The sequence below is a fragment of the Flavobacterium sp. N2270 genome (assembly GCF_025947225.1).
Lineage (GTDB): Bacteria > Bacteroidota > Bacteroidia > Flavobacteriales > Flavobacteriaceae > Flavobacterium.
Window position 1 is genome coordinate 1807790 of record NZ_CP110005.1, and the last position, 23878, is coordinate 1831667.

26 protein-coding genes are annotated in these 23878 nt (G+C 30.7%); 1 reads left to right on the top strand and 25 read right to left on the bottom strand.

Annotated elements, in window-relative coordinates:
• The first annotated feature begins 89 nt into the window (after nt 1-89).
• Nucleotides 90-581 (top strand): thermonuclease family protein, encoded by a 492-nt coding sequence (locus OLM55_RS08445; RefSeq protein ID WP_264558467.1) that lies wholly within the window; start codon nt 90-92, stop codon nt 579-581.
• A 103-nt stretch (nt 582-684) separates the two neighbouring features.
• Here the strand turns inward: OLM55_RS08445 and OLM55_RS08450 are convergent, their stop codons facing one another.
• From OLM55_RS08450 to OLM55_RS08570, 25 genes are all read right to left on the bottom strand, one after another.
• Nucleotides 685-1380 (bottom strand): hypothetical protein, encoded by a 696-nt coding sequence (locus OLM55_RS08450; protein WP_264558468.1) that lies wholly within the window; start codon nt 1378-1380, stop codon nt 685-687.
• A gap of 174 nt (nt 1381-1554) precedes the next feature.
• Nucleotides 1555-2697 carry a DUF6794 domain-containing protein gene (locus tag OLM55_RS08455; RefSeq protein ID WP_264558469.1) on the bottom strand — a complete coding sequence of 381 codons (1143 nt, stop codon included), beginning with the start codon at nt 2695-2697 and terminating at the stop codon, nt 1555-1557.
• A gap of 174 nt (nt 2698-2871) precedes the next feature.
• Nucleotides 2872-3354, bottom strand: a complete 483-nt coding sequence (locus OLM55_RS08460) for a hypothetical protein (protein ID WP_264558470.1) — start codon at nt 3352-3354, stop codon at nt 2872-2874.
• Between the two features lie 153 nt (nt 3355-3507).
• Nucleotides 3508-4077, bottom strand: a complete 570-nt coding sequence (locus tag OLM55_RS08465) for a hypothetical protein (protein WP_264558471.1) — start codon at nt 4075-4077, stop codon at nt 3508-3510.
• Between the two features lie 171 nt (nt 4078-4248).
• The gene (locus OLM55_RS08470) at nt 4249-4686 is read right to left on the bottom strand and encodes a lipocalin family protein (RefSeq protein WP_264558472.1); all 438 of its coding nucleotides are present in this window, start codon (nt 4684-4686) and stop codon (nt 4249-4251) included.
• Between the two features lie 277 nt (nt 4687-4963).
• Entirely contained in the window at nt 4964-5560 is a 597-nt protein-coding gene (locus OLM55_RS08475) for a hypothetical protein (RefSeq protein WP_264558473.1), read from the bottom strand.
• Nucleotides 5561-5714: 154 nt separating this feature from the next.
• Complete coding sequence (locus OLM55_RS08480; RefSeq protein ID WP_264558474.1) at nt 5715-6278, bottom strand: hypothetical protein; 564 nt, start codon at nt 6276-6278, stop codon at nt 5715-5717.
• 160 nt (nt 6279-6438) lie between these two features.
• Nucleotides 6439-7182 carry a hypothetical protein gene (locus OLM55_RS08485; RefSeq protein ID WP_264558475.1) on the bottom strand — a complete coding sequence of 248 codons (744 nt, stop codon included), beginning with the start codon at nt 7180-7182 and terminating at the stop codon, nt 6439-6441.
• Between the two features lie 135 nt (nt 7183-7317).
• On the bottom strand, nt 7318-7602 hold the full coding sequence (locus OLM55_RS08490; RefSeq protein WP_264558476.1) for a hypothetical protein: 285 nt from the start codon (nt 7600-7602) through the stop codon (nt 7318-7320).
• 4 nt (nt 7603-7606) lie between these two features.
• Nucleotides 7607-7852, bottom strand: coding sequence for a hypothetical protein (locus OLM55_RS08495; protein WP_264558477.1), 246 nt, complete (start codon nt 7850-7852; stop codon nt 7607-7609).
• A 163-nt stretch (nt 7853-8015) separates the two neighbouring features.
• Nucleotides 8016-8552, bottom strand: a complete 537-nt coding sequence (locus OLM55_RS08500) for a hypothetical protein (protein WP_264558478.1) — start codon at nt 8550-8552, stop codon at nt 8016-8018.
• Between the two features lie 644 nt (nt 8553-9196).
• On the bottom strand, nt 9197-10087 hold the full coding sequence (locus OLM55_RS08505) for a hypothetical protein (protein ID WP_264558479.1): 891 nt from the start codon (nt 10085-10087) through the stop codon (nt 9197-9199).
• A 190-nt stretch (nt 10088-10277) separates the two neighbouring features.
• Entirely contained in the window at nt 10278-10793 is a 516-nt protein-coding gene (locus tag OLM55_RS08510) for a hypothetical protein (protein ID WP_264558480.1), read from the bottom strand.
• Between the two features lie 191 nt (nt 10794-10984).
• Complete coding sequence (locus OLM55_RS08515; protein WP_264558481.1) at nt 10985-11434, bottom strand: hypothetical protein; 450 nt, start codon at nt 11432-11434, stop codon at nt 10985-10987.
• A 149-nt stretch (nt 11435-11583) separates the two neighbouring features.
• Nucleotides 11584-11982, bottom strand: a complete 399-nt coding sequence (locus tag OLM55_RS08520) for a hypothetical protein (protein WP_264558482.1) — start codon at nt 11980-11982, stop codon at nt 11584-11586.
• A gap of 171 nt (nt 11983-12153) precedes the next feature.
• Nucleotides 12154-12876, bottom strand: coding sequence for a hypothetical protein (locus OLM55_RS08525; RefSeq protein ID WP_264558483.1), 723 nt, complete (start codon nt 12874-12876; stop codon nt 12154-12156).
• A gap of 171 nt (nt 12877-13047) precedes the next feature.
• Nucleotides 13048-13512, bottom strand: coding sequence for a hypothetical protein (locus tag OLM55_RS08530; RefSeq protein ID WP_264558484.1), 465 nt, complete (start codon nt 13510-13512; stop codon nt 13048-13050).
• Between the two features lie 191 nt (nt 13513-13703).
• Nucleotides 13704-14750 carry a hypothetical protein gene (locus tag OLM55_RS08535; RefSeq protein ID WP_264558485.1) on the bottom strand — a complete coding sequence of 349 codons (1047 nt, stop codon included), beginning with the start codon at nt 14748-14750 and terminating at the stop codon, nt 13704-13706.
• 452 nt (nt 14751-15202) lie between these two features.
• Complete coding sequence (locus tag OLM55_RS08540) at nt 15203-15655, bottom strand: DUF5063 domain-containing protein (RefSeq protein WP_264558486.1); 453 nt, start codon at nt 15653-15655, stop codon at nt 15203-15205.
• 169 nt (nt 15656-15824) lie between these two features.
• Complete coding sequence (locus OLM55_RS08545; RefSeq protein ID WP_264558487.1) at nt 15825-16754, bottom strand: alpha/beta hydrolase; 930 nt, start codon at nt 16752-16754, stop codon at nt 15825-15827.
• A 281-nt stretch (nt 16755-17035) separates the two neighbouring features.
• On the bottom strand, nt 17036-18082 hold the full coding sequence (gene xerA / locus OLM55_RS08550) for a site-specific tyrosine recombinase/integron integrase (protein WP_264558488.1): 1047 nt from the start codon (nt 18080-18082) through the stop codon (nt 17036-17038).
• A 355-nt stretch (nt 18083-18437) separates the two neighbouring features.
• Entirely contained in the window at nt 18438-19907 is a 1470-nt protein-coding gene (locus OLM55_RS08555; RefSeq protein ID WP_264558489.1) for an FAD-dependent oxidoreductase, read from the bottom strand.
• Nucleotides 19908-19958: 51 nt separating this feature from the next.
• The gene (locus OLM55_RS08560; RefSeq protein WP_264558490.1) at nt 19959-22190 is read right to left on the bottom strand and encodes a cation:proton antiporter; all 2232 of its coding nucleotides are present in this window, start codon (nt 22188-22190) and stop codon (nt 19959-19961) included.
• Nucleotides 22191-22288: 98 nt separating this feature from the next.
• Entirely contained in the window at nt 22289-22567 is a 279-nt protein-coding gene (locus OLM55_RS08565; protein WP_264558491.1) for a TIGR03643 family protein, read from the bottom strand.
• Entirely contained in the window at nt 22567-23877 is a 1311-nt protein-coding gene (locus OLM55_RS08570; protein ID WP_264558492.1) for an ABC1 kinase family protein, read from the bottom strand. The genes OLM55_RS08565 and OLM55_RS08570 overlap by 1 nt, the downstream gene beginning before the upstream one ends.
• Nucleotide 23878: the final 1 nt, after the last annotated feature.

Here is a 23878-nt window from a genome sequence, read left to right on the forward strand (position 1 = left end):
GATTTTAGAAGTTAATATTTAAGTGAAATTTTATACTCAAATATCATTCATTATCTTTGATTTACAATAACTTAAAATACTGAAAATCAATGCAATACAACGCAAAAGCACCCTATTTAGTGGAAACCCATTGGCAAATAGATGAAGTCTTAGATGGAGACAGCATAATCATTAGCAATCTTTTCACTCGTTTGCGAAAAGAGATACGACTATATGGTTTAGATGCACCAGAAGTAAAGTACAATAGAAAGATGAAAGAGGACGAACAGAAAACACGTTTAGCTGCTCAATTTTTAATCCAATTAGGATTGGAAGCCTTACATTATGTTTTGGAAGTGGCACCGCCTAAAACGGTTGTAACGATAATTACAGAACAGGATAACTTCTACGATTATTGGAATCGACAATTAGGATATGTAATCTTGCCAGGAGGGGAGTGTTTAAATGATTTGCTTTTGATCAATGGATTTGCAAAAGCAACAGACGAGTATTATTGTGGACGATTAGCAGAATTTCAAAAAATGAATCGCAAAGCACAACTTAAAAAAAGAGGTATTTACAAGTATGTAAAAAAGTTCTGATTTGTTGTACTTATGTTGTACTAATGGATATTTGAAAACTAAAAATATCAATAAATACAATGCTTTACATGCGTAATTACAACAAACCGCTGTTAGCTGACGTTTATTTGTTTTCAAACATTTTCTTAAAGTTCGTTAGTTTTTTCGACAAGAATAATTCCTTAATTCGAGCTCCTAAAACTGGTTTGGCTTTGTTATGTTTAATTTTGTAAAATGGTTTTGGGACATAAGTTTTTAACATATATTCATTATATGTTGTTACATCATAAATAATTAAATTTCCTAAATCAATTTTAAAAGATTCCAGCTTTGAATTTATTATGAAATCTTCATCAGTATTAAATGAAAAACAACCAAATAATCTTCCTTTTTTATCTTCAAATAACGGATTATATTGATATTTTTGATGAAAGTAATATTTTCCATCCTCGCTTTTTGAAACATATAATAGCACATTCTCATAATCTTCAAAACCAGGTCTTCCATAATGATCATAAGCTACAAAATCTATTGTGTCTTTTTTAATGTCATTAAATACTTTTTGTGAGATTAAGTATTTACACTTAAACCCTTTATCCATGCTATAAGTTTTATGAATTATTTTTTCCCCAGTTATTGAATCAATTTCAACTTTTTCAACTTTTTCAGCGTTTGGGTCAAATTCTATAACTGATATTTTTTTACCGACAAAAGCAAACAAATTTACCGAAGTGTTTTCTTCGTAAAAATTATCCTCTGCTTTATTTTGAGCAAAACAACCCAAAGAGAGAAAGAGAAAGTATGTAATTAAATTTTTCAAATTATTGTTTTACGTTCTGGTTTTTTAAATGGCAGCTAACGTTCCGGCGCTTGGCGAGGTTGCGAACTTCGGAACTGATTATTTTCTGTTAAAGATAAAATTTCTTGCGAAATGTAAACGTGAATTTACTACAAAATTCGCAATCTTGCCAAACGCCTGTTGTGCGTAGTTTTTTTATTCCAAATCCCAATCGTCAAGTTCAAACCAAGCTGATTTTTCATTTTTTAAAAATTTTACAATTCTTTTTTTTGGATCTGACCATTTTTTAGTTTCATTGTTATATATTTTTACATTATCATTAGTATAAATTACAATACCTTTTTTGTCACAGCTTTCAATAATTTTTACTTTTATTTTTAAATTTTTCTCATCTTTTTCAATTAAAATTCCTTTTGCTAAACAAATATCATCCATCCATTTGTCTTCTTGACTTTGGTTAGAAAAACCATATTTATAATTGAACTCCAAAACATTACCTATTTTCAATTCAGCGAATGTTTCTTTCTTTTCTTTCAATTCTTTTTTTTCTCGTTCTAATTCATTTATTTTTGATTTTTCTTCCCATTCGACATATTCTTTAATTTGTTCATCAAATCTAATGTCTTCATTTTTTAAATAACGATAATAACTTTCCAAAATAACGACAGACATTGATTCAGGATGATTAATTTTATTATCTCGGAAAAATTTAGATAGGCGAGAACCGCCCCAAAGTTGCCAATTATTTCTCATCCATAATCCAATCCCAAATCTATAATTACCTGACACATAATCTTCTTCTGTAAGTTTTGTGATTTTTAATTTTACGCTATCTGAATAAATTTTATTAAGTGAATTTATTGCATCATCAAGGTTTTTAGGAATATAAAATCCACTTAAGCTATCTGTTACATATCTGATTTCATTTTCTTTATTATTTTTTTGTTGTCTTAGTAGAAATGTTTTTAAAATTTCATCGTGTTTTGCTTTATTTCCTTTCAATTTATTTTGATAAGTTCTAAGCACAACTTCAATCATATCGTAAGGAATTTCCAATCCTTTCTTTTTGTAAAATTTTCCAAGGCTTGCATCTACTGTTGTACTCATTTGAGTCCATTTAAAAAACCAATTGTCCATTAAATCAAATTTCGATTCGGAATTTTTGTAAAATATCAGCAAACTATCAGAAGAAATTTTTGTTAGTTTTTCTTTAATTTCTGTAGTTAGGTTTTTATCTAACGCTCTAATTGCTTGGTTTATATTTTTTGGTGATTTCGTTTCTTGTCCAAAGATTATGACGGAAAAGATTAAAAATATAATTGTGATTGAAAATCTCATTTCATTTTAATTTACGCGGTTTCTTAAAATTACGCACAACGGTTTTGGCTATGGTTTCGCTGCGGAATAATTCGGCAGAATTATTCCGAGTACTCCCCAAAGTTAATAAAATGCTTGGAATTTCCGATAGGGAATTCCGTAGCAGTGAACTATAGCCGATGTTAGCCATAGTTGTTATTCCGTTCTTATTTCGGTTCTCAATTCAGTTTTAAATTCCAACCAAATAGTCAAAATGTTTTCCGCATTATCGATTTCAATATCGTCAGTCGTATTTATTATTGTTAGCGATAAATTTTCAGTCAATTTTTTTTCAGCTCTTTTTGTATTTCGCCAAATCGGCTCAGAGTTTTCTCGGTTCAGTTCTTTTTCATTCGAGTATAATTTTCCAATGACATAATATGGAATGACGTACAAATGGTGATTTTCGTAATCGTGAGGCATCAATTCATCCATTCCTTGTCCGACAGCTTTGGTCAAATCAATTCCAATTTTTTTGTCAAGTCCATTCAGTTCAGATTGAACATCGGAAATTTTAGTAACATAATTCAAACAGTCGGGACAATCGCAAATAAATCCGTTTTGGTTTGCATAGAATTTTTCCGTTTCTATTCGGTCAACTTCTATTTTTATATTTTCTAGTTCTACGGTTGTCATCAATTATGGCTAACGTTTTGTGGCTTTGCATCAGTGGCTTGTGATTCAAGACTGACCACAACAAATATAGACAAAATTTTGATTCATAGAGGTTTTTCCGAAGGAAAAACCAAGCCCAAGCCATTGTGCAAAACCACTGTTAGTTGCAGTAAACTATTAAAGTTCTTTAATTTTATCTATTAAAAGGTCTCGAAGGTCAACATCATATTCTATAGTTCTTATTATAGTTTTATTTTCTTCCCCTTTTGATTTTATAATTGTATCTAAAAACAAGGTTTCTAGAACTTTTCCTTTAGGAGGAAGTAATTCAAGATAGTTTTCTATTTTCGAGTTTTCTCTAAAAAAAGTTGTGTCTAATTTTATAGTTTGATTACCGATTGAATCATTTGTAATTTTCCAACCGATAAATTGTGCATATCTTTTTTTTGGTATTGGATATTGCTTTTCATTAGGTGACCAAAGAACTAAATCATTTTCTATTATTTGTAGAAACATACTCTTTGAATAGTCAATTTCTCCATTTGGTAAAAAAGTGATTTTTTCATTAAGTTTTTTGGTATTACCGTTTGAAAATCTATAAACGCAAATCATTTTATTATTCTCATTTTTCAAAACTACAATACTATCAACTGGAGTTTTAGTAGAAATACTTTGTGATTTTGGATTTTCGCGACCACAAGAAAATATAAGTATAATAATAAAAAGACTAATTAAATGGATTTTCATTTACAACGATTTTTTTTATTGCAACTAACGTTTCGCGGCTAGCGAATGCCACAAGGATTCAGGACTAACCATAACAAATATAAAATAACTTTTGGAAAATCCGACAGGATTTCCCAAAAGTTGACCAAGCGTTTGTGGTTTTTGCTAACCGATGTTGTATGCAGATTAAATTTAATTTATTTTTTTGAAGTAACCAACATTTTTAAATACTGTTCCGCCTGATGATGTTTCAGTAAAGTCAGTTTTTAAATCTGTATTCGTCAACGTAATTACTGTTGAAATATCAGTTGAACCACCTGATGTTGTTGATATTGTAGTACCATTATAAACATATGTACCACTTTCATCAGCTGTTGAATTACAATTTGCGTCATTATCGATTACTACATAAGTTCCATTAGTTTTGAATTCTATATAGTCTGGACAAGATGAATTTTCTTCTACAGTAGTTTCAGTTTCATCTAAAACACCATCTGTATAATATTCAAATTTTACAGTTCTCCATTTTCCAACAATTGTTGGACTTTCATTATTGTCATCATCTTTACTACAACCAATAAAAGATGCTGCGAAAACCAATGTCAATGTTAATAATAAACTTTTTTTCATAATTTTAAATTTTCCCCTTGCCATTTCTGACCATTAAGAACGAATATTTTAGGTACTTTTTTTTAGTTAGTTTTAGTCCGCTCTATTTTTATAATATATTGTTCAGATTTCGTTTTTTCATAATTTGCATACAACGTGTTGCCGCTTGTGGCAGTTGCGTAAATTTATAACAAAAGATTACAAGTACAAAACTCCTCGTGGAATTTTCGGAGAAAATTCCGAACACACACCAAGCCTAGCAATTGCTACAAACGGCTGTTATAGCCAGTGTTTCTTGTCATTGTCCAACTTCATTTAGTAGTTTCGTCATTTCGTTATATGCTTCCGATTTAAGTCGCCCAAATTTCATTTTCTTAAAGTCAGGCCAGTCGGGTTCAGTTTTAATTATTGATTTGTCCGCACCGATTGTCAAGGTTGCAACAGTTTTGCTATTCTTTAAAAATTCAATTTTATATTCTGGTTCATATGTCGTCTCTGCCCAGTCAAATGAGACAGGGTCATTTATTATTTCCAAAAATTTGGCAGTCTGTTCGTTTGTGAGTGTCTTTGAAAACCCAATTGGTATTTTTTTAATTGTCAGTTCGTCAAAGGCTGTCATTGGATATAAACTGTCAACTTTGTTTTTGTCGTCCTTTAGGTCTGCAATTAGTTCTTTGGTCGTGTTAATATAAAACTCTCTAGTTGTCCAACCACCTTCTGTATCTGGTCCAACGTCTAACGTGTCAGAAAACAAAGTGTCAACAAGTTGTTGGTCTGTGTATTTGTCCCAATATTTTTCATAGCTATGTACGAAGTCTTTCCTGTCAGTCCTTGAACTGCAAGAAGCAACCAAAATTGTCAAAGTAAATATGATTATTTGTTTCGTAGTCGTCATTTTAACATTGGCTATAACGTGTTGCCGCTTGTGGCAGTTGCGTAAATTTAAGACAAAAGATTACAAGTACAAAACCCCTCGTGGAATTTTCGGAGAAAATTCCGAACATAAACCATACCTAGCAATTGCTACAAACGGCTGTTAGCAACAGTTTTTATTCTTGCTTGTTCAAATAATCAATTAGTGAATTATATAAAGGATACATAGTTCCCTGGTCTGTCCAACCGTCCCACATTAAATTTACATAAATTTCATTTTGATAAATAAAATCAGCTTTGCTTGGGTCATAAATAGATATTCCAGTGTATAAAGAAGTATTGTTGTTAGTTTCTTTTTTTTCTTTAGTAAAGTGAAGTATTACAAAAGAACCATAATGATTATAAGCGTTTTTTAAACCAATTCTATCAGAAACACTTGGAATTTTATCTTCCAAATTTTTAGAAATTATATCTTTTTGAAATTCTTCAAACGTCATTATTTTGTCAAAAAAATTCAAATTTTTAACCATCTCAAGTGTGTACTCATCGTTTGGAACAATTATTAATTTTTTTAAAATGTCTTTACTAATTTTTTCTTCTTTAATGACAGTTACAGCTTTGTTTTTTTTAGCTGGAAAGTATCCAGTTTTGCTATCTATTTTAGATGTTTTGTTAAAAGTTCCACACGAAATAGAAGTAGAGATGCATATCAAAATGGTAAGTAATTTAATAGATTTCATTTAGTATTTCTTAAAATTGTTGCTAACGTGTTTGTATATGGTTTGTTGCGTGGTTTAGCACGTAATTTAGCAAATAAAAACCGAATAGAAAATCCGCGAGGATTTTCGTAAGTAGGCTAGAACTAGCAATAAATTATATACGGTGTTGTACTTAGTTTTTTTATTCGTTTACTGATGAATTACTTATCCTATCTAATAATTCCGGTTTGTAATCCTTTATTAACTGTATAATATTCTTTTTCTGCCAATCAGAACTGTAAGGCGAAATCATTAACTCAGATATCAATAGATCTAAATCTATTTTTAAAGAAATTATCTTTTTATGACTTTCAGTCCCATTGAGATAATCCATTAAAATTCTGTGTTTAATCTCAGGTTTATCAAATTGAGTTATAATTTCATCCAAACCAGTTATAAAGAATCTCACTTCCGCTTCCTCTTCATATGCTTTATTCTTAGTGTTAATAATTACTATGTTGTTTTGTAACTCCTCAAAGTGAAATTCATTTCTGTAATCTACAATTGCATAACTGAAGCTAAATTTGTTCCAGTCAACTGCTTTTATAAAATTACCTACGTTGGATTTAATCGCAACTCCTTGCTTAGTCGAGTCTAAATATGTTGCCCAAAGTGACCTGGATTCATTTTCTTTCATTGTCCAGCAACTGATGTAAGTTGAATTCCTTAAATTCTTAATATGTTTGCTTGCGCTTTCAGCATGTGTTTCAAATTCTTTGGATTCTTCTAAGTTTTTTAAAATCCAATTAATTTCATTTTTGTCAGTAGCAATTGATGCTAATGTAAACTTGATTGTACCAGTTAGCAGAATGTCAATGAATTTATCAAGTCCAATATATCTCCAAATTATAGATTCATTTGATGGTCTAATAGGTGTTTGAAACATAGATTCTCTTTAAATTAAGTACAACGGTCTCGTATAACCGTCAGTTACGGGTTTTAAATTACTATTTTTCGGTTAAGCACAGACGCTCGCAATTCCGAGTGGATTCGGACGTAGTCGAATCCGCCGTAATTGCGGTTATACATTGTTGGCAGTAGTTTTTAATTTTCTTATTTCAGTTAAAAGTTTACTTATATCTTGTTTTGCGTTTGCTATAAAGATAATATCATCCTTTGTTCCACCTGTCAATTCAATATCGTTTCCTCTTTCTGGATTTTTAAAGTCAGTACTGTTCTTGACATTAGTCATAATAAAATCCGAGCCAGAATCGTGAGTTATTCCCTCAATCATAGGAATCCAATTTCCTTTTGTGGAGTTATTTAATCGTTTTTCTATTTCCTTTAATTCTAATTCAGTTAACATTTTATTATTGGTTTATTTTTCTCATAAAGTATGGCTTTGTCAGATTTCTTAAAACAATGTAAATAATGATGAAACTTGAAACGATTAAAAGTCCGTTAACGCTAAAATTCTCGTCTTTCATTCCTCCGAGAAAATAAAGTAAAGCTCTAATTCCGACTAAAATGGAAAGCAAAATCATAATTCCGTAAAAGAAATTGATAGTTTTCCATAAATATTCAAACATTATTTGCTTGTCGTATTTGTCTAACATTTCGGTTTTCTCAAATTACTGCCAACGTGTTGCCGCTTGTGGCAGTTGCGTAAATTTATAACAAAAGATTACAAGTACAAAACTCCTCATGGAATTTTCGGAGAAAATTCCGAACACAAGCCAAGCCTAGCAATTGCAACAAACGGCTGTTACCAGCAGTAATTTATTCATATTGTGTTGAGAATTTTTTTGTTTTTAAATTATATTCAAATATAAACATATTTGCGTCAAACCAGAATCCAGAACCTTCTCCAGATTGATTTAATATTCTTTTTTTCAAGTTATAAGGATTCGATTTCGTAAGGTTAAAAATTACGCAATGAGCTATGCTATCATGTTTTGAATCTAATAAACCAAAGAATTGTTTATCATAAAATTTCAAATCCTTTTTGAGAATTGAATAATCTTGAGTTTCCTTCTGATAAGAAGTAATAAGTGATTCGTAATTTTCTACAAATAGACTGTCAATAGTTCTAACAGTTTTCTCATTTAGAGTAAAAACACCTTTCACTTTGTCAGAATGAGTGAAAACTCCTTTGCTATAGTTTGCAGGGAATATTATTCCCTTTCCGTGACCTAATTCAATAATTTTTATTTCAGAAATAGTTTCTGAAACTTTCGAGTTTTCTACTTTCTTTTCTTTTTTGGAGCAAGAAATGAAAAATAAAAAGATTAAGAATATTTTATATATGTCTTTCATTACTAATTTTCGGACTATTGCTGGTAACGTTTTGCAGCTAGAAACAGTTTGCAAGAATTGTTACTAACTATAACAAATATAGAACAAAAACTGGAAAATCCGACAGGATTTTCCAAAAGTTGACCAAGCAATGCAAATTGTTTTTAGGTGCTGTTGTGCTTAGTAGCTGTTTTAATTCAGACTGCGTCAATTCGGAACGAATTTATGTATGCTGAATTCAAACATTTAAAAGTAAAAAAGATATTTAAGCGAACTTTTTGACACAATTCGGTTTTTTATTTAGCACAAAATATGCTTGATAAATCGATTTGTTATATTCAAAATTTCAGCACAAAATTCGGCAAATTTTTAGGTACAATTCGGTTTTCTGATTATACTATTTTGCAATAAATATACTTGAAAAAGCATTTCGTTCTTTTCAAGAAATCAACAAAAAATCACACGAATTTTATTGTTTAAAATCTGATTATTTTCTTTTTATACGGAAATTCGGAGCTATTGAGCACAACGTTTCGCAGCTACAAGAAGTTGCGTACTTCATTCACTGACAATTACAAATATAACCAAAACTTTGATTCAACAATTACCATTTCTGATAAATCCCATACCTAGCAATTTCTTGTAACTGCTGTTAGCAGATGGTTTTATTCTAAAATCCATTTTATTAGATTTTCTCTTTCTACAATATTCCAAGAATGTGGATGTTTTTGGCCATTTGCTCTAATTCCACGATTTTCAGTTTTGATAAACTCGGTTTTTTTGCTTCCTAACTTGATTAAAGCATTATAAGTTTTTTCAAGTTTATAAGAATTTAGTTCTTCGTATGTTCGGTTTTTATTTTTCTTTTGCCATTCCAAGTTAGGCTCACAATAAAATCTTGTTTTAATATTTTTTAAATGTTCAATATTGTTTGTGGAATTGCAAGAAATTAGAAATGGAGAAATAGTTTTGTATTTTTCAATATTCTCACTTGGTATTCCAATTTCATTTTCAAACAATTTTATTAAAAATTTTCCTTCTTCAACAGCTTCTGCATCTACATTTTTCTTTAAGTCGCTTTTTGCCCCTTTATAAAGTTCTTCCAAATCCAAAGGAGAATCAACTATAAAAGTACCTTTTGGTTGAATACTATTTTTTGATTTAATCAAAAAGTTAGAAAGAACAAGTGATAAATTTCCACCACTTGAGAAACCTCCAATAAAGATATTTTCTTTTTCTACTTTGTTTTTTTTAAGAATTGTATTTAACAATTCCGCATATTCTGTTTTTTCAGATTCCTTTAGAAACAATTTTTGATTTATATTTAAAAGGAGAGTTGTTATGCCTTCTTTTTCAATATCTTTTAAAAATTTTGCCTCTGTTTTAGTGTTTTCTATGTCGCAAGGAAAACAAGGAAATAGTATTAAAATAGCTTTTTGTTCACTTGCAATTTTTAACTCATAATTTTCGCCTTTTATGATTTTAGTCTCATTATTTTTAGCTTTACAATTCACTAATAAAATAGATATTAGAATTATGAGAATATTTTTTTTCATTCTATTGATTTTCTTGTTTTTACGTTCTGTTTTTTTTTAACTATCTGCTAACGTTCTGCGGCTTGCTCACAGTGGCGTTGCACCAACACCAAGCCATTACAAATATAACAAAACATTCCATTCAGCAGCGGATTTTCCGTAGGAAAATCCGGAAGTAGCCATTGAAGCAAACCGCTGTTAGTAGAAGGCTTTATTTTTTTAAAATTGCTTTTCCATTAAATAGTTTATGCTCTGAATAAATTGTAATTCCGAGTATTTTCCATTCCATAATTCCATTCACGATGTAATTACAATAGTTTTTGTCTTTCTCTTTATCGATATCAATATTCTCAACATTCCAATTTGTTCCACTTATGAATCCAGCTCTACTACAATTTGCATTCAGAATTACATATTCATTTTCTTTTTCACCTACAAGAATTGATAGTCCAATATCTGAAGCTAAATTATTTTCTAATTTGATTTCTTTAAAAAACGAATTTCCATCAAATGCTTTTTTAGGATTTGATTGGTTAAGAAAATCAATATTTTTATCGGCTAAATTTTTTTCATTTGGTTTTGACATAAATGATAATAAGCCTATAACAAAAATCAGGGATGCAAAAACTCCTATCTTTTCTTTAATTATTTTTACTGATTTAAAGCATATTACAATAAAATAAATAAGTAAAAATCCATTAAATATTCCCCAAATTAATTCAAACATAATTTTTGTTTTTAAATGATTCTTCTTTGTTATCCCAAGCTTTCTACTAACGTCCTGCAGCTAGCCTTCAGTGGCGATGATTTAGAACTGTACAACACAAATATAGACAAACTTTGGAAAATCCGAAGGATTTTCCAGACAAAAACTGCACCAAGCCATTGAGGCTAACTGCTGTTGTACACAGTATTTATTTAACAATTCAATTCAGAATTATTAAGGTGTAATTTTTTATCTCCATAAAAGACAAACCAATCTACAATTCGGTCGCCAATTCTATCAAATATGTCATCTTCCAAATATGGTTGATTTTCAATATTTATTTTATCTAAATCAGCATTAATTTGCTTAATAGTTTCTATATCAAATATTTTCTCATCAATTAGCTTTTCTCTCAGATATGCTACTAATAATTTATGGCAATTGTTATTAAAATTTCCGTTTCCATTTCGGTGTGCTTCGTCACGTAATTTCTCAATAGCTCTTAATAATTCACCTTGAACAGTTTTTGCTTGTCCAGATTTAGGCACAAAGTTTTGCCATATAAATTTCCCTTTTTCTAAATATTCTGCTTGTGTCATTTCTTTCGTTTTCTCACAATTTGATAATAACAGAATTAGGATTATGTATAAAGTTTTTCTCATATTGTGTACAACGTGTTGCCGCTTGTGGCAGTTGCGTAAATTTATAACAAAAGTTTACAAGTACAAAACTCCTCGTAGAATTTTCGGAGAAAATTCCGAACACAAGCCAAGCCTAGCAATTGCTACAAACGGCTGTTAGCAGTGGTTTTTTAACTCCAACTCATTCGGATTGTGACCTTTTCTTTTTCAACACTTACTTTTCCACCAAGTGATTCATTTTCGCCCGGAAAAACTTCGTAAGTTTTGTTTACTCCTTTTATTTTTGGTTTACTTTTTTTAAGTCTCTTACTATTAAGAATCCAATTTTCAATTTGCTTTTCATCAGCTTTAAATTCAATAGTAAAAGTTCGGGTAAACATACTTCCTGATTTTTCAACGCTAAGATTTTCTACTTCTTTCGGCAGTTCTGCTAAACCGCCCCAATTTAATGTCGTTTTAATCGCTTCTGCTTTTTGCCAAGGAAAAACAATGCTTGAGAAAAAGTTCAAATAGCCGAAAATCAAAAGAACGAATAGGAGAGAAGCTAGTATTTTAATTGTCTTTTTCATTAACTAAAAATTTTCTTTTCTGAGGCAAAATCACTGCTAACGTGTTGCCGCTTGTGGCAGTTGCGTAAATTTATGACAAAAGATTACAAGTACAAAACTCCTCGTGGAATTTTCGGAGACTCGAGCACTTTGTGCGAACTGGCGAAGCAAAATTCCGAACACACACCGAGCCTAGCAATTGCTACAAACGGCTGTTACCTGCTGGCTTTTATTCGGTCGTGATAAATTCGATAAAGCCAAAAGTCCTCCAACTGCTAATATTGCTCCTCCAACAAAAGGAAATCCAGCACCAACTAAATCTGCCATATTAGATGAAAAAAGAAATGGCAAACAGAATATCATTCCAAAAATACCAGCTGCTATTGAAGCAAAAGCTCCAAATTTAGTAACTCGTTTCATATCAAATATTGTTTTATGTTCAAATTCTGGTTTTAATAATTCAGCTCTTAATTCAGTTAGATTTCGAGTTGCATACTTTTCGATTGTCCATTCCGAAATTCCGATAGAGTTCTTCCCTTTTTTAAAGTCCGAATAAAAAGTACGCCACAAGTCTGGAAGTAAAATTGCTCCGAAAAACAGAATGGCAAATGAAGGAATAGAATAATTTCCATTTCCAACCATAAAAGCTTGCATTCGGATTTCGTCTTCAGCTGTCATTTGGTAGTTAAGTAAAACGTGTTTCAAATCATGGCTTTCATATTTGGGCACTAATGTCAAACTATGACTGTCAAGACAATTTGCAATTTCCTTTCCTAAAGTACCGTTTTTAAGATTTCTTAATTCATTAACTTGTTTATGGTACTTATCCATTTCACTGAAGCACTCAATTGTCTTAACGGATGTGTCAAATGAAATTTTGATTATTCGTCTAGCTATTTTCTGTAAAATATTCATTTGCGTATTTTTTTGTTCAGCTTGCAGGTAACGTTTTGCAGCTAAAAGAAGTGGCGACGAGCCAAGACCAAGCCAAAACAAATATAACGCAAACTTTTGAATTTTCGGAGAAAATTCGGAAGTATGCCCTTGCTTAAGCCATTACTTTTAACTGCTGTTATGCGTGGTTTTTTATTTTACGATTCTTTTGTCCGCAATAAGGTTTCCACTTCCATAAATGGAGTTTTTAAATTCAAGTGCAGTTTTGTTATTAATGATTGGTTTGAAAACATAATTATTAGTGTCTTTTCTCACTGTGGATTCATACACATAAGCAGCATTAGTTTTTCTTTTTACTTCTAACGTGTCATAAAAAGAAGGATTTTTTTCTTGTGAAAACAAAACTTTATCCTCATCATTATACGCAACAAAAAAAAATTCTCCAGTATATTTTTGGCCTATTTTCAATTCTTTGTTTTCTGCAGGAATATGCCTAACAAATACATGATCAAATATGTATTTAGTTTTCAACGTATTAAGAACTGTCATTAAGCTATCGTTTGTTTTTTGTAATTCAGTTGCTCTTTTTGATAGTTCAGTATTTTCATTACAACTCATTATAATGAAACTAAGAGAAATAATAATTATTTTCTTCATATAATATGTTTATTAATTTTAATATTACTGTTTGTTCGTTCGACAAAATCACGCATAACGTTTCGCAGCTACAGGAAGTTGGCGATTTCGAAGCACTAAACTGTCTGCCAGCACTACACTTGATACGAAGCACAAAACTTCATTTAACCACTGAACCGCCAATTTTTTGTAGGTGCTGTTACAAGCTGGGCTTATTGTCCTGTCAGCCATTTGAAAACATAATTTGCAACTATTCCTGTCAAAATACTTATAGCAATTGAAGCCCAAAACCAATAAACTTTTCTTTCGCTTTTCTTAACTTGTAAGTCTCTGTTTTTCTTTGCTTCTCTAGTTAATACTAGATAGCTTTTGGTTTTATTGTCTGCTTGTGATTCAACCCAAACACCCAAGATTATTGCGATAAAAATGGATACAACAATGAATAATAAACTTTTAAGGAAAAATAAATTTTGGTTGTTTTGTGCAATATAGTTTAACAAATAGTCAATTTTTCCATCTATAACGGTTGTGTTTTTCACAAACTCCGTTACATTGTTAATCTCGCTTATATTGAATGACCGTGTGTAGAAAAATATACCGACTAGCGAACTAATTAAAAATAACAATCCCGTAAACAGTCCAATTCGTTCACTTCTTCGTCTAACAAATTCTTTCAATTTCGAGCAAGGCGTCAAAATTGAATTAATTTGATTCGTAATTAAAGATTCAATGTCTGCTCCCCAAGTTCTTGCTGTATGCTTAATAATTATGCGAAACTGTCCGTAACTTGGAAAAATTACAGGAATATCGTCATCTTCAATCACGTTTCTTTGTGGAGTAGAAACTATCATCAATTCGATTTCTTGCTTCTCAGGCACATTTTTGTCTGCAAATTGAATTAAATAAGCCCAAGTCATTCTTACTGCTTCGGAAATTACCGGTTTCACTTCATTGTACGTGACTAATTCTTCATATGAACTCAATAAAACAGAAGATTCATCCGAATAGTAAATTTGAGTTTTCAGATGAACGAGTTTTCCGTTATTCTGCTGAGTAATTCTTTGATTTATTAAGTCGTGAAAATTTTGTAAGTCCTTTAAATGTACTTCGAAATTACCCTTTATTCTTTTTGTAATGGTTTGCGGTGTTCCAAGAAGTCCTTTTATGAATTCCTTAAATTGGTCTTCATTAAAAGGTAGAGTTAAATACCCTTTTTGAAAGTCTTGAACCTGTCCTACTTCAGAGTTTTTCTTTTCCATTAATTTTGTTTTTATTTATTTCGTTGGTTGTCTGTTAGCCTTGCTTGTAACGTTTTGCAGCTAAAAGAAGTGGCGACGAGCCAAAACCAAGCCAAACAAATATAACGCAAACTTTTGAATTTTCGGAGAAAATTCGAAAGTATGCCCTTGCCTAAGCCATTGCTTTTAACTGCTGTTGTAACACGTTTTTATTTATTAAATTACTTTTTTGTTTTTTCTCTGATTAACTGAAAAGTCAGAATTATAATAATTCCTATTCCGATTATCAATAATCCATATTTCAATAATCCAGTTAGAAATAATGTAGGAAATCCATCATAACGAAACTTACTCATTTTTTCTACGAGATTTGAAATCACGTTGGTATTCTCCAAAAAGAAATAGCAGACAATACATATTAAACCAATAATATATAGTCGTAAAATATTTAATTTTTTTTTACTCATCTACAGCTATTCTTTTTCTTTTATGAATTTCAAAAGGTCAATTAAATGTTTTTCCGAATGAGTTCTCATAGAAAAATCAAATTCCCAAAGAGCATCCATTTCACTTGTGTTGTCCATTTTCCATTTTACAGTAAGTAAGTCTTTTATAATATCAGTTAAATCGTCTAAAGCATCTCCAATTCCAATTTCAACATTTGGTTGTATTTCGTTTAAATTCAAAACCATACTATACCAATCAAAATTAGGAAAATTGGATTTTACATTTTTTCTTATTTCTGCGTAATCAAATTCTGGTTCTTCTTCATATTCTTTGTTGTCAAATTCAAATTCTACATTTAGATATTCAGAATAAATTTCAACTAATAGTTTTTTTAAGACATCAGTTTTGTCTGAAATTCCAACTTTCGGTTTAATTCCGAATTCAGTTATTTGGTCTATTAATTTTCTTAATTTACTCAATTTTTCTTGGTTTGGTAAAATGTGTTACAACGTTCCGGCGCTTGGCGAGGTTGCGAACTTCGGAACCGATTATTTTCTATCAAAGATAAAATTTCTTGCGAAATGTAAACGTGAATTTACCACAAAATTCGCAATCTTGCCAAACGCCTGTTACCTGCTGGCTTTGTTATCAGATTTTCTGTAGCCATTTTATTATTTGTTTCGGGTCTGCAATGCTCCAAGAATTGGGATGTCTAACTTTATTCGGCATTCTGTAACCTTTATTTGTTGTTGTTATTAATACTGCATTTTTATTACCTAATCTTTGTAACTCATTAATCATTGCTACTTGGTCAAAAATGTTGTTATATGAACAATCATAATTACGTTCTTTTAAGTACCACTGAATGTCAGGCTCTGAAATAATCATAATAGGAATTTTGATTAAGTTTTTTATTGCTTTTTGTGTGATGTCAGAGAACGAATATGGTGATTGGGAATGATAACTTTCCAATACTGTTTCTGGTGTTCCACCCATTTCTTTTTCTATTCGGCTAATCATATAGAAAACTTCATCATTAACTTTTGTAGTGTCTGAAAGTCTTATAACTCTTTTTGCTCCATTATAATAACGTTCCCAATCAAGAATTGGATTAATTGCAAAAATTGCTTTCGGTTTAATTTCATAATTTTCTTGAACAGCTAATTCAGAATATTTTACAGCACAAGTCCCGCCAATTCCAAATCCGCCAATATAAAAATCTTTACCTTTTAATTGATATTTAGAAACTACAAGAAGAATAATTTCTTTTAAAGATTCTTGAGATGCAATATCACTTCCCCAATATGTAGAGCCTGTCTTTAAAACAGGCATAATTGTCAAGATGCCATTTTTCGTGGCAAATTTTGGAATTTCTGTTTGTGATAATGCACTATTTGGGGAATTTCCAAAACCATCCAACAGTATCATAAACGATTTTACACTTTCATTTTTTGGTAAAACAGCTATGAACATATTTGAGGTGCTGTCTTTTTCATTCAAGTAAACTGTTTCAGTTCTCTGTCCGTAAGATACGTTTGAGATAAAAATTGTCAGTAAAAGTATTATTGTTCTTCTCATTGTTTTGGTTTTCTTAAGCTTGCAGGTAACTTGTTTATATGTATGATGTAGTCATACATATATGCCCAATTTTGGCTGTATATGTATGATAAGCATCATACTTTTTTCTTACCCAAATCTAAATAAAATTTTTTATATTTAATTCATAATTGAACAAAAAAAATAACTTATTTAAAAAGTACATACTCCATACATACTCCGTACATACTCCGTACATACTCCATACATACTCCGTACATACTCCATACATACTCCATACATACTCCATGTAAAGTATGTTTTTATAAATCATCAAATGGACTTTTTATTTGCTGCAAACTTTTTGTACTTACATGAGTGTAAATTTCGGTTGTTTTACTACTATTATGACCAAGTAATTCTTGTATATAACGCAAATCGGTTCCGCTTTCAAGTAAATGGGTGGCATAACTGTGGCGTAACCAATGTAAGGTAACGGGTTTTGTTATGTTTACTTTTTTTAACGCTTGTTTTAATACGCTTTGTAAACTTTGTTCTGAATACTGTTCTTCTGTTTTTCCTTCAAATAAATAATTTTTCGGTTTATACATTTTGTAATAATCTCGTAATAAATCAAGTATTTTTGGCGATAAAGGGGCTATTCGGTCTTTTCTTCCTTTAGATTGTCGTATAATTACTATATTTCTCTTAGAATCAATGTCAGTAGATTTTAAATGCAATAGTTCGCTTCTTCGTAAACCACAACTATATATTAAACTCAACATAGCTCTGTGTTTTAGGTTTACATGTGCTTCAAGTATTTTTTTTACTTCTTCCTTACTTAAAACATTGGGCAACACTTTTTCTCGCTTGGGTCTATGAATTTTATCTAATTCTAAACTTATATTTTGAATGGTTTTAAAATATAACTTAATTGCATTTACTAGCTGGTTTTGATAAGAATGTGATAAATTATTTTTTATAATATATTCGTTATTATAAGTAACTAAATCTTCATTTGTTATCGTCAAAATATCTTTAGTATTATAAAAAACCAAAAACGATTTCAAAGCATCAGTATACGTTTTTATAGTGTTTTCACTATACCGTTTAGATTTTAACCAATAAGAAAATTTTTGCACATGCTTTATTCCTTCTTCAGACGGAAGAGAGTAGGATAGAGGCTCTAGGTTAAAAAGAGATCGATTATATTCGGTATCTAATACATACCACACTTTTTTAGATTGACTCCAAATGCTACCTTGAATTTTTTTTACTTCTTGAATTAAGTTTGAATCTTTTTCAAAAAGAATAAAGATTACCTTTTGATTTCTATGAATCCCAATTTTATAAGAAAAAGGCTTTGGCATATAATGGATTATTTTGGCGTTTAAACAACCAAAAATACAAAATTTGAATTATTATTCAGATATAATTATTTAAAACGTCAGTTCGAGTATTTTTTGTGTAGTAAAACGAAACAAAAAATGTATCGAGAACCTCTTTTTATGATTTTTTTCTTTCAATATTTACTTAAATTGATGAAAATTAATCACCTAAGACTAATTAACCCCTATGAGTTAAAATTATCCGATGTAATCATTTATAACGTCAGTTCGAGTGTTTTTTGTGTAGTAAAACGAAACAAAAAATGTATCGAGAACCGTTTTTAATGAAAATTGATCATCAACTACCATTTATACTTTACAGATTTAATAAAATTTTTTAAACTTCTTTTTTCTTTACAATATGTCCTCTCGTTTCATCGCCTTCAATAAGTACAATTTCCGAATGTAAAAATTGTGCAGCTTCTGCAGAATCTTTTACTTTTGAAGCACTACGTTTAAGCATTTCTTTTTCAAAAGGAACTAACACCTTTTTTTTAATTCCAGCACTTCTCCATGAAGGTAAAGATTTGCACTCTTTTGCAATTGTTCTAGCCAACAACAAAGCATCAAGCAAAGCTTGGTTTGCACCTTGTCCTTTAAACGGACTCATAGGGTGAGCTGCATCGCCAATAAGTGAAACTTGCGTTGCTTTTTCTAGTAATTCACCATTCAGTAAAGCTCTATCATATACAGGATATCCTGTAATTTGATTTTCTAGTGTTGCTTCTAAAATTTGCGGAACCGGACTATGCCATTGCGTTCTCCTACAAGCCTCTTCTTTGAGTGCTTTAGTACCTAAATTACTCAAGTTTTTAGCTTCATCTTCAGTCATTTGAAAACTAAGTTGCCACATCACCGAGTCGGCCGTAAAAGGCATTATATAAATTCGCTCATCACCATTAGCAGTTTGAAATACAGTTGCTGAATCCAATAATGAACTTTCAATATTTTTAAGTGCAGATAAAGGACAAATACCCAAAATCACTATACAACCTAAATAACGCAAAGGACTCACTTCTTCACCTATTACTAATTTTCTCACGGTACTGCGAATTCCATCAGCTCCTATTAAAACATCGGCTTTAGCCTTTTTTATTTTACCATCAACTTCAAAGGTCAGTTCAACACCTTTATGTTCCTTTTCTGTAAAACTCATTAATTGATGATTCCATTGCACCATATTTTCATCGCCAAGCTGCTCAAGTAAAGCCAAACGCAAAGCTTGCCTTGCTATATGAATATTTCTTCGTTTAGAAGGTTTTTCTGGAGCTAATAGGTTATTTCTATTTCTAAATCCCCATTCTCCAATTATTTTTCCATCTGTGTTGTGTACCACATGCCGTGTTGAAATAATACCTTTTTTTAAAGAGAAAATTCCTAAACCTTCAATAGCTTTACTTGCTTGTTGTAAAGTGAGTCCGTATCCTTGAGAACGGGCATTAAAATTAGTATCGCGCTCATAAAGCGTAAAAGGTATGCCACGGTGCAAACAGGCTACAGCCAAAGCTACTCCGCCAATACCAGCACCAATAATGGCCACGTGTGGATAATTTTCTTTATCTACTTCAGTAGGTTTGTCAGAAGGAACAAGACCAGAACCAGAACAGTTTTTACAAGAATCAAAATGACCTTTAGGACGATTTGGAACGCTTTCTGTTCCATTAGATTTTTCAAACTGTTCAAATGCTGCCTTGTAAAGAAGTTGTGCCTTTTTACTGGGCCTTCTACTTTTTTTACCTAGTCCCTTACATTCCCTACAAGTAGTCCAGTGAATGGCTTCATTTTTACTTACTTCATTATCTAACATAATCTTAACATATCTTTACAAATTACTCAGTCAGTGGACTTATAAAATAGTTTATGCAAAAAACAAAGCAACCTTTTTTCTATCTCCCACAACCCAAACCACATCGTTTTTACTTAAAATAAAATTAGATTCAGGATTTAAAATTCTTTTTCCGTTATGTTCTACACCTACAATTAAACCATTTGTTTTTTCTCTTAATTGAGACTCTCTAATAGTTTTTCCAATAAAATTTTGATGTTCTAGCTCAAATTGTTGTAACACAATATCTGAGTCTTCTTCTTCAATAAACTTAAACTCATGTTTTTTCAAATAATCACCAAATTCTTTCACTTGAACATCTGTACCAATAACAAAAATTTCATCACTTGGATATAGCTTTTCATATTTTGTAGGAACATTAATGTGTAAGTTTCCACGTTTTATATAGGCAATATTAACACCTATTTCTTCCCTAATTTTTATTTCTTCTAGTGGTTTACCTACTAAATCAGATTCAGGAACAATAATAAAGTTGGCCAAATGGCCGTCCCAAGGAGATAAATTATTTCGGTTTATTTTTTTTACCGAAAGTTCTCTTTGATTATAATTTTTAATAAAACGATTTTCAATTTTTAAATAAAGCTTATTAATTTTTTTTGGAAATAACATAATTAACACAACCGAAAGAACAAAAGCCAAAACAGCAATTCCAGGCGAAAAGAAATTATTTAACATCATTCCTATAAAGAATAGTCCAATAACCATTCTAATGAAGATTAAAACCAAAATAGGACCATGATGTTTCTTGTTTTTTAATAATTCTTGCACTTCAGTTGTTGCAATTCGTCTTAACGATAAAGCCCATAAAAAAGGAGCAATAATCATAAAAGTTATAATTGCCGTTACAATATTTCCATAACTAAAATCACTCATAAAAGGCAATAAAAAGCGTTTTGACATTTGAATGATTGCAAATAATATAATAGAATGAATTAATACTTGAAAAACATATTCTTTAATTGCTTTTTGCCATGTACTAACAGTTTTGATAGCTTGTGCATTAGCACTATATATTTCAATTCGCTTAACCCATCTTTTAGGAAGTTTATTTTCAACAAAGCCAGCAACGGGCGTGGCATACTTTATCATGTATGGAGTTGTAAAAGCAGTCACCGCCGAAACGGCAACAACAATAGGGTATAAGAAGTCACCAGTAACGTTTAACGAAGCACCAAGTGTGGCAATAATAAAAGAGAATTCTCCAATTTGAGACAAACTCATTCCCGTTTGTATGGATTCTTTTAAAGGTTGCCCCGAAATTATAGTTCCAATAGTAGAAGTGATAGATTGTCCAAAAATGGTAATCAAAGTCAAGATCATTACAGGAAACGCGTATTCTATTAACGTGTCAGGATTTATAAGCATTCCAACCGATACAAAGAAAACAGCACCAAATAAATCTTTTACTGGTTTTACTAAATGTTCAATATGTTCGGCTTCATTGGTTTCAGCAATAATTGAACCCATGATGAATGCTCCTAATGCAGCAGAAAACCCAACATTAGCCGCAAAAATAACCATTAATAAACACAATGCTAATGAAATGATGAGTAACATTTCATCGGTAAATAATGGTTTTAATTTTTTTAATAATGTAGGAATAAAAAAGATTCCAGATATAAACCAAATAGCTAAAAAGAAACTTAACTTAAGTAACGATAAAAGTAACTCTGTTCCCGAAAACTGCTGACTTACCGCAATGGTAGAAAGTAAAACCATCATTAAAATAGCTACAATATCTTGTACAATTAAAGCACCAATAACATTTCCGGTAAACTTTTGCGACTTTACGCCCAGTTCATCAAAAGCTTTTAAAATAATTGTGGTAGAGGAAATAGATAAAATTACTCCTAGAAATATTGAGTTCATTTCATCCCAACCCATAAATTTTCCTACATAGTAACCAAGAATAATCATGGAAATAATTTGCGTCAATGCTGTTATAGAAGCAGTTCCTCCAACTTTTATTAATTTTTTAAAACTAAACTCTAAACCTAAGCTAAATAGTAAAAATATTACACCAATTTCGGCCCAAACCGTTATACTATTTGTATCTTTTACAGAAGGGAAAAATGAAAAATGAGAACTAGCTAAAAAACCAGCAACTAAATAACCTAAAACTAGCGGTTGTTTTAATTTTTTAAAAATCAATACAGCAATTGCCGCTGTAATTAGAATTAATCCTAAATCATTTATTAAATTAGGTATATGAACAGTAGTATTGGCAACTAATGGGATTAGCATTTTTGATTTTTTTTAAAAATACTAAATTTGCTTCTTTCAAAACTTAATTTTAAGAAAAATTAACAAAAAAATCCACTAGTGTTTTCTAGTGGATTTTTTTATCGCTTGGATATCTTATTGTTAGTAATTTGTCTTTGTAGTTTGCATTTAAATCGACCTTCTGTAAAACTTCGCAATTTTTCGTGCTTGGTTTTTCTATTGGTTACTCGTTTACGCCATAATTCATAGCTTGAACGTTTTAATTTATTTCGCATTAATGCTTTTACGTCCATTTCTGATAAACCAAATTGAAATTCAATAGCTTCAAAAGTAGTTCTGTCTTCCCAAGCCATTTCAATTACTCTATCAATTTCTATATAGCTTAATTCTCTTTTCATTAAAACTGCTTATAATTATTAATGATTACCTTATTAGCCTTTATGTCGTGCATTAAATTGTATAAACCAAAGAAGGTTCTGTTAATGTAAATAAAGTGCTTAGAACCTCTATTTCCATTCATATTTCTAATCTCAGTACTTTTTGAATATTTTTCACCCAAGTCGGCAATTTTACCAAAAAAAACGTCATCAGAAAAATCAAACGAGTCTTCATGAAACGGTTGGGTAAATAAACTCAGCATTTCATGAAATAATTTAGAGAAAAATACTTTTTCTTCAGCAGTATCTTCAGGTTTTAAGATTTCTAATTCATACAGCTTTTCTTCAAAAATTGCTGGATTGTTGATGTTTTCTTTTTTAGCCAATTCAAAATAAGGAACATAAAAATCTTCTGGAACTTCTTTCATACAACCAAAATCGAGCACAATTAATTTTCCTTCTTCCGAAACTAAAAAGTTTCCTGGATGCGGATCGGCATGTACTTTTTTAATTACGTGCATTTGATACATGTAAAAATCCCAAAGGGCTTGACCAATTATATTTGAAGTTTCCTGACTTGTATTTACAGCAGTAAATTCTGAAAGGTGTTTACCTGTCATCCAATCCATTGTAATGATGCGGTCAGAAGACCATTGTTCATAATATTCTGGAAACAATAAATTGGGCAAATGTTTACAAGCCAAAGCAACTTCTTTACTTTGTTTTACTTCATTGATATAATCGGTTTCTTCTACTAACTTATTTTCAACTTCCCGAAAATATTTGTCAGAATCTTTTCCTTTTATATTGAACATTTTAATAGCAATGGGTTTTACCAATGCTAAATCCGACGAAATGCTTTGTGCTACACCCGGATATTGAATTTTAACGGCTAATTTTTTACCTTCTAATTCCGCCTGATGTACTTGCCCAATACTTGCTGCGTTAATGGATTCTGGGTTAAATGTATCAAAGATTTCATTTGGCGCTTTTCCAAAATAACTTTTAAATGTTTTGATAACCAAAGGAGCCGATAAAGGCGGAACAGAAAACTGAGAAAGAGAAAATTTCTCTACATAAGCACGAGGCAAAATACTTTTTTCCATACTCAGCATTTGCGCTACTTTTAAAGCACTTCCTTTCATTTGTTTCAAGCCATCGTAAATATCTTCAGCATTAGATTGATTTAAGCTTTCTTTGGCTTCTTCTTCGGTTTTAACCAATTTATCACCATAATATTTTAAATAATTCACACCTACTTTTGCACCTGTTTGAATCAGTTTAGAAGCACGTTGAATTTTGGACGTAGGAATACTGTCTAGTGTTTTCATA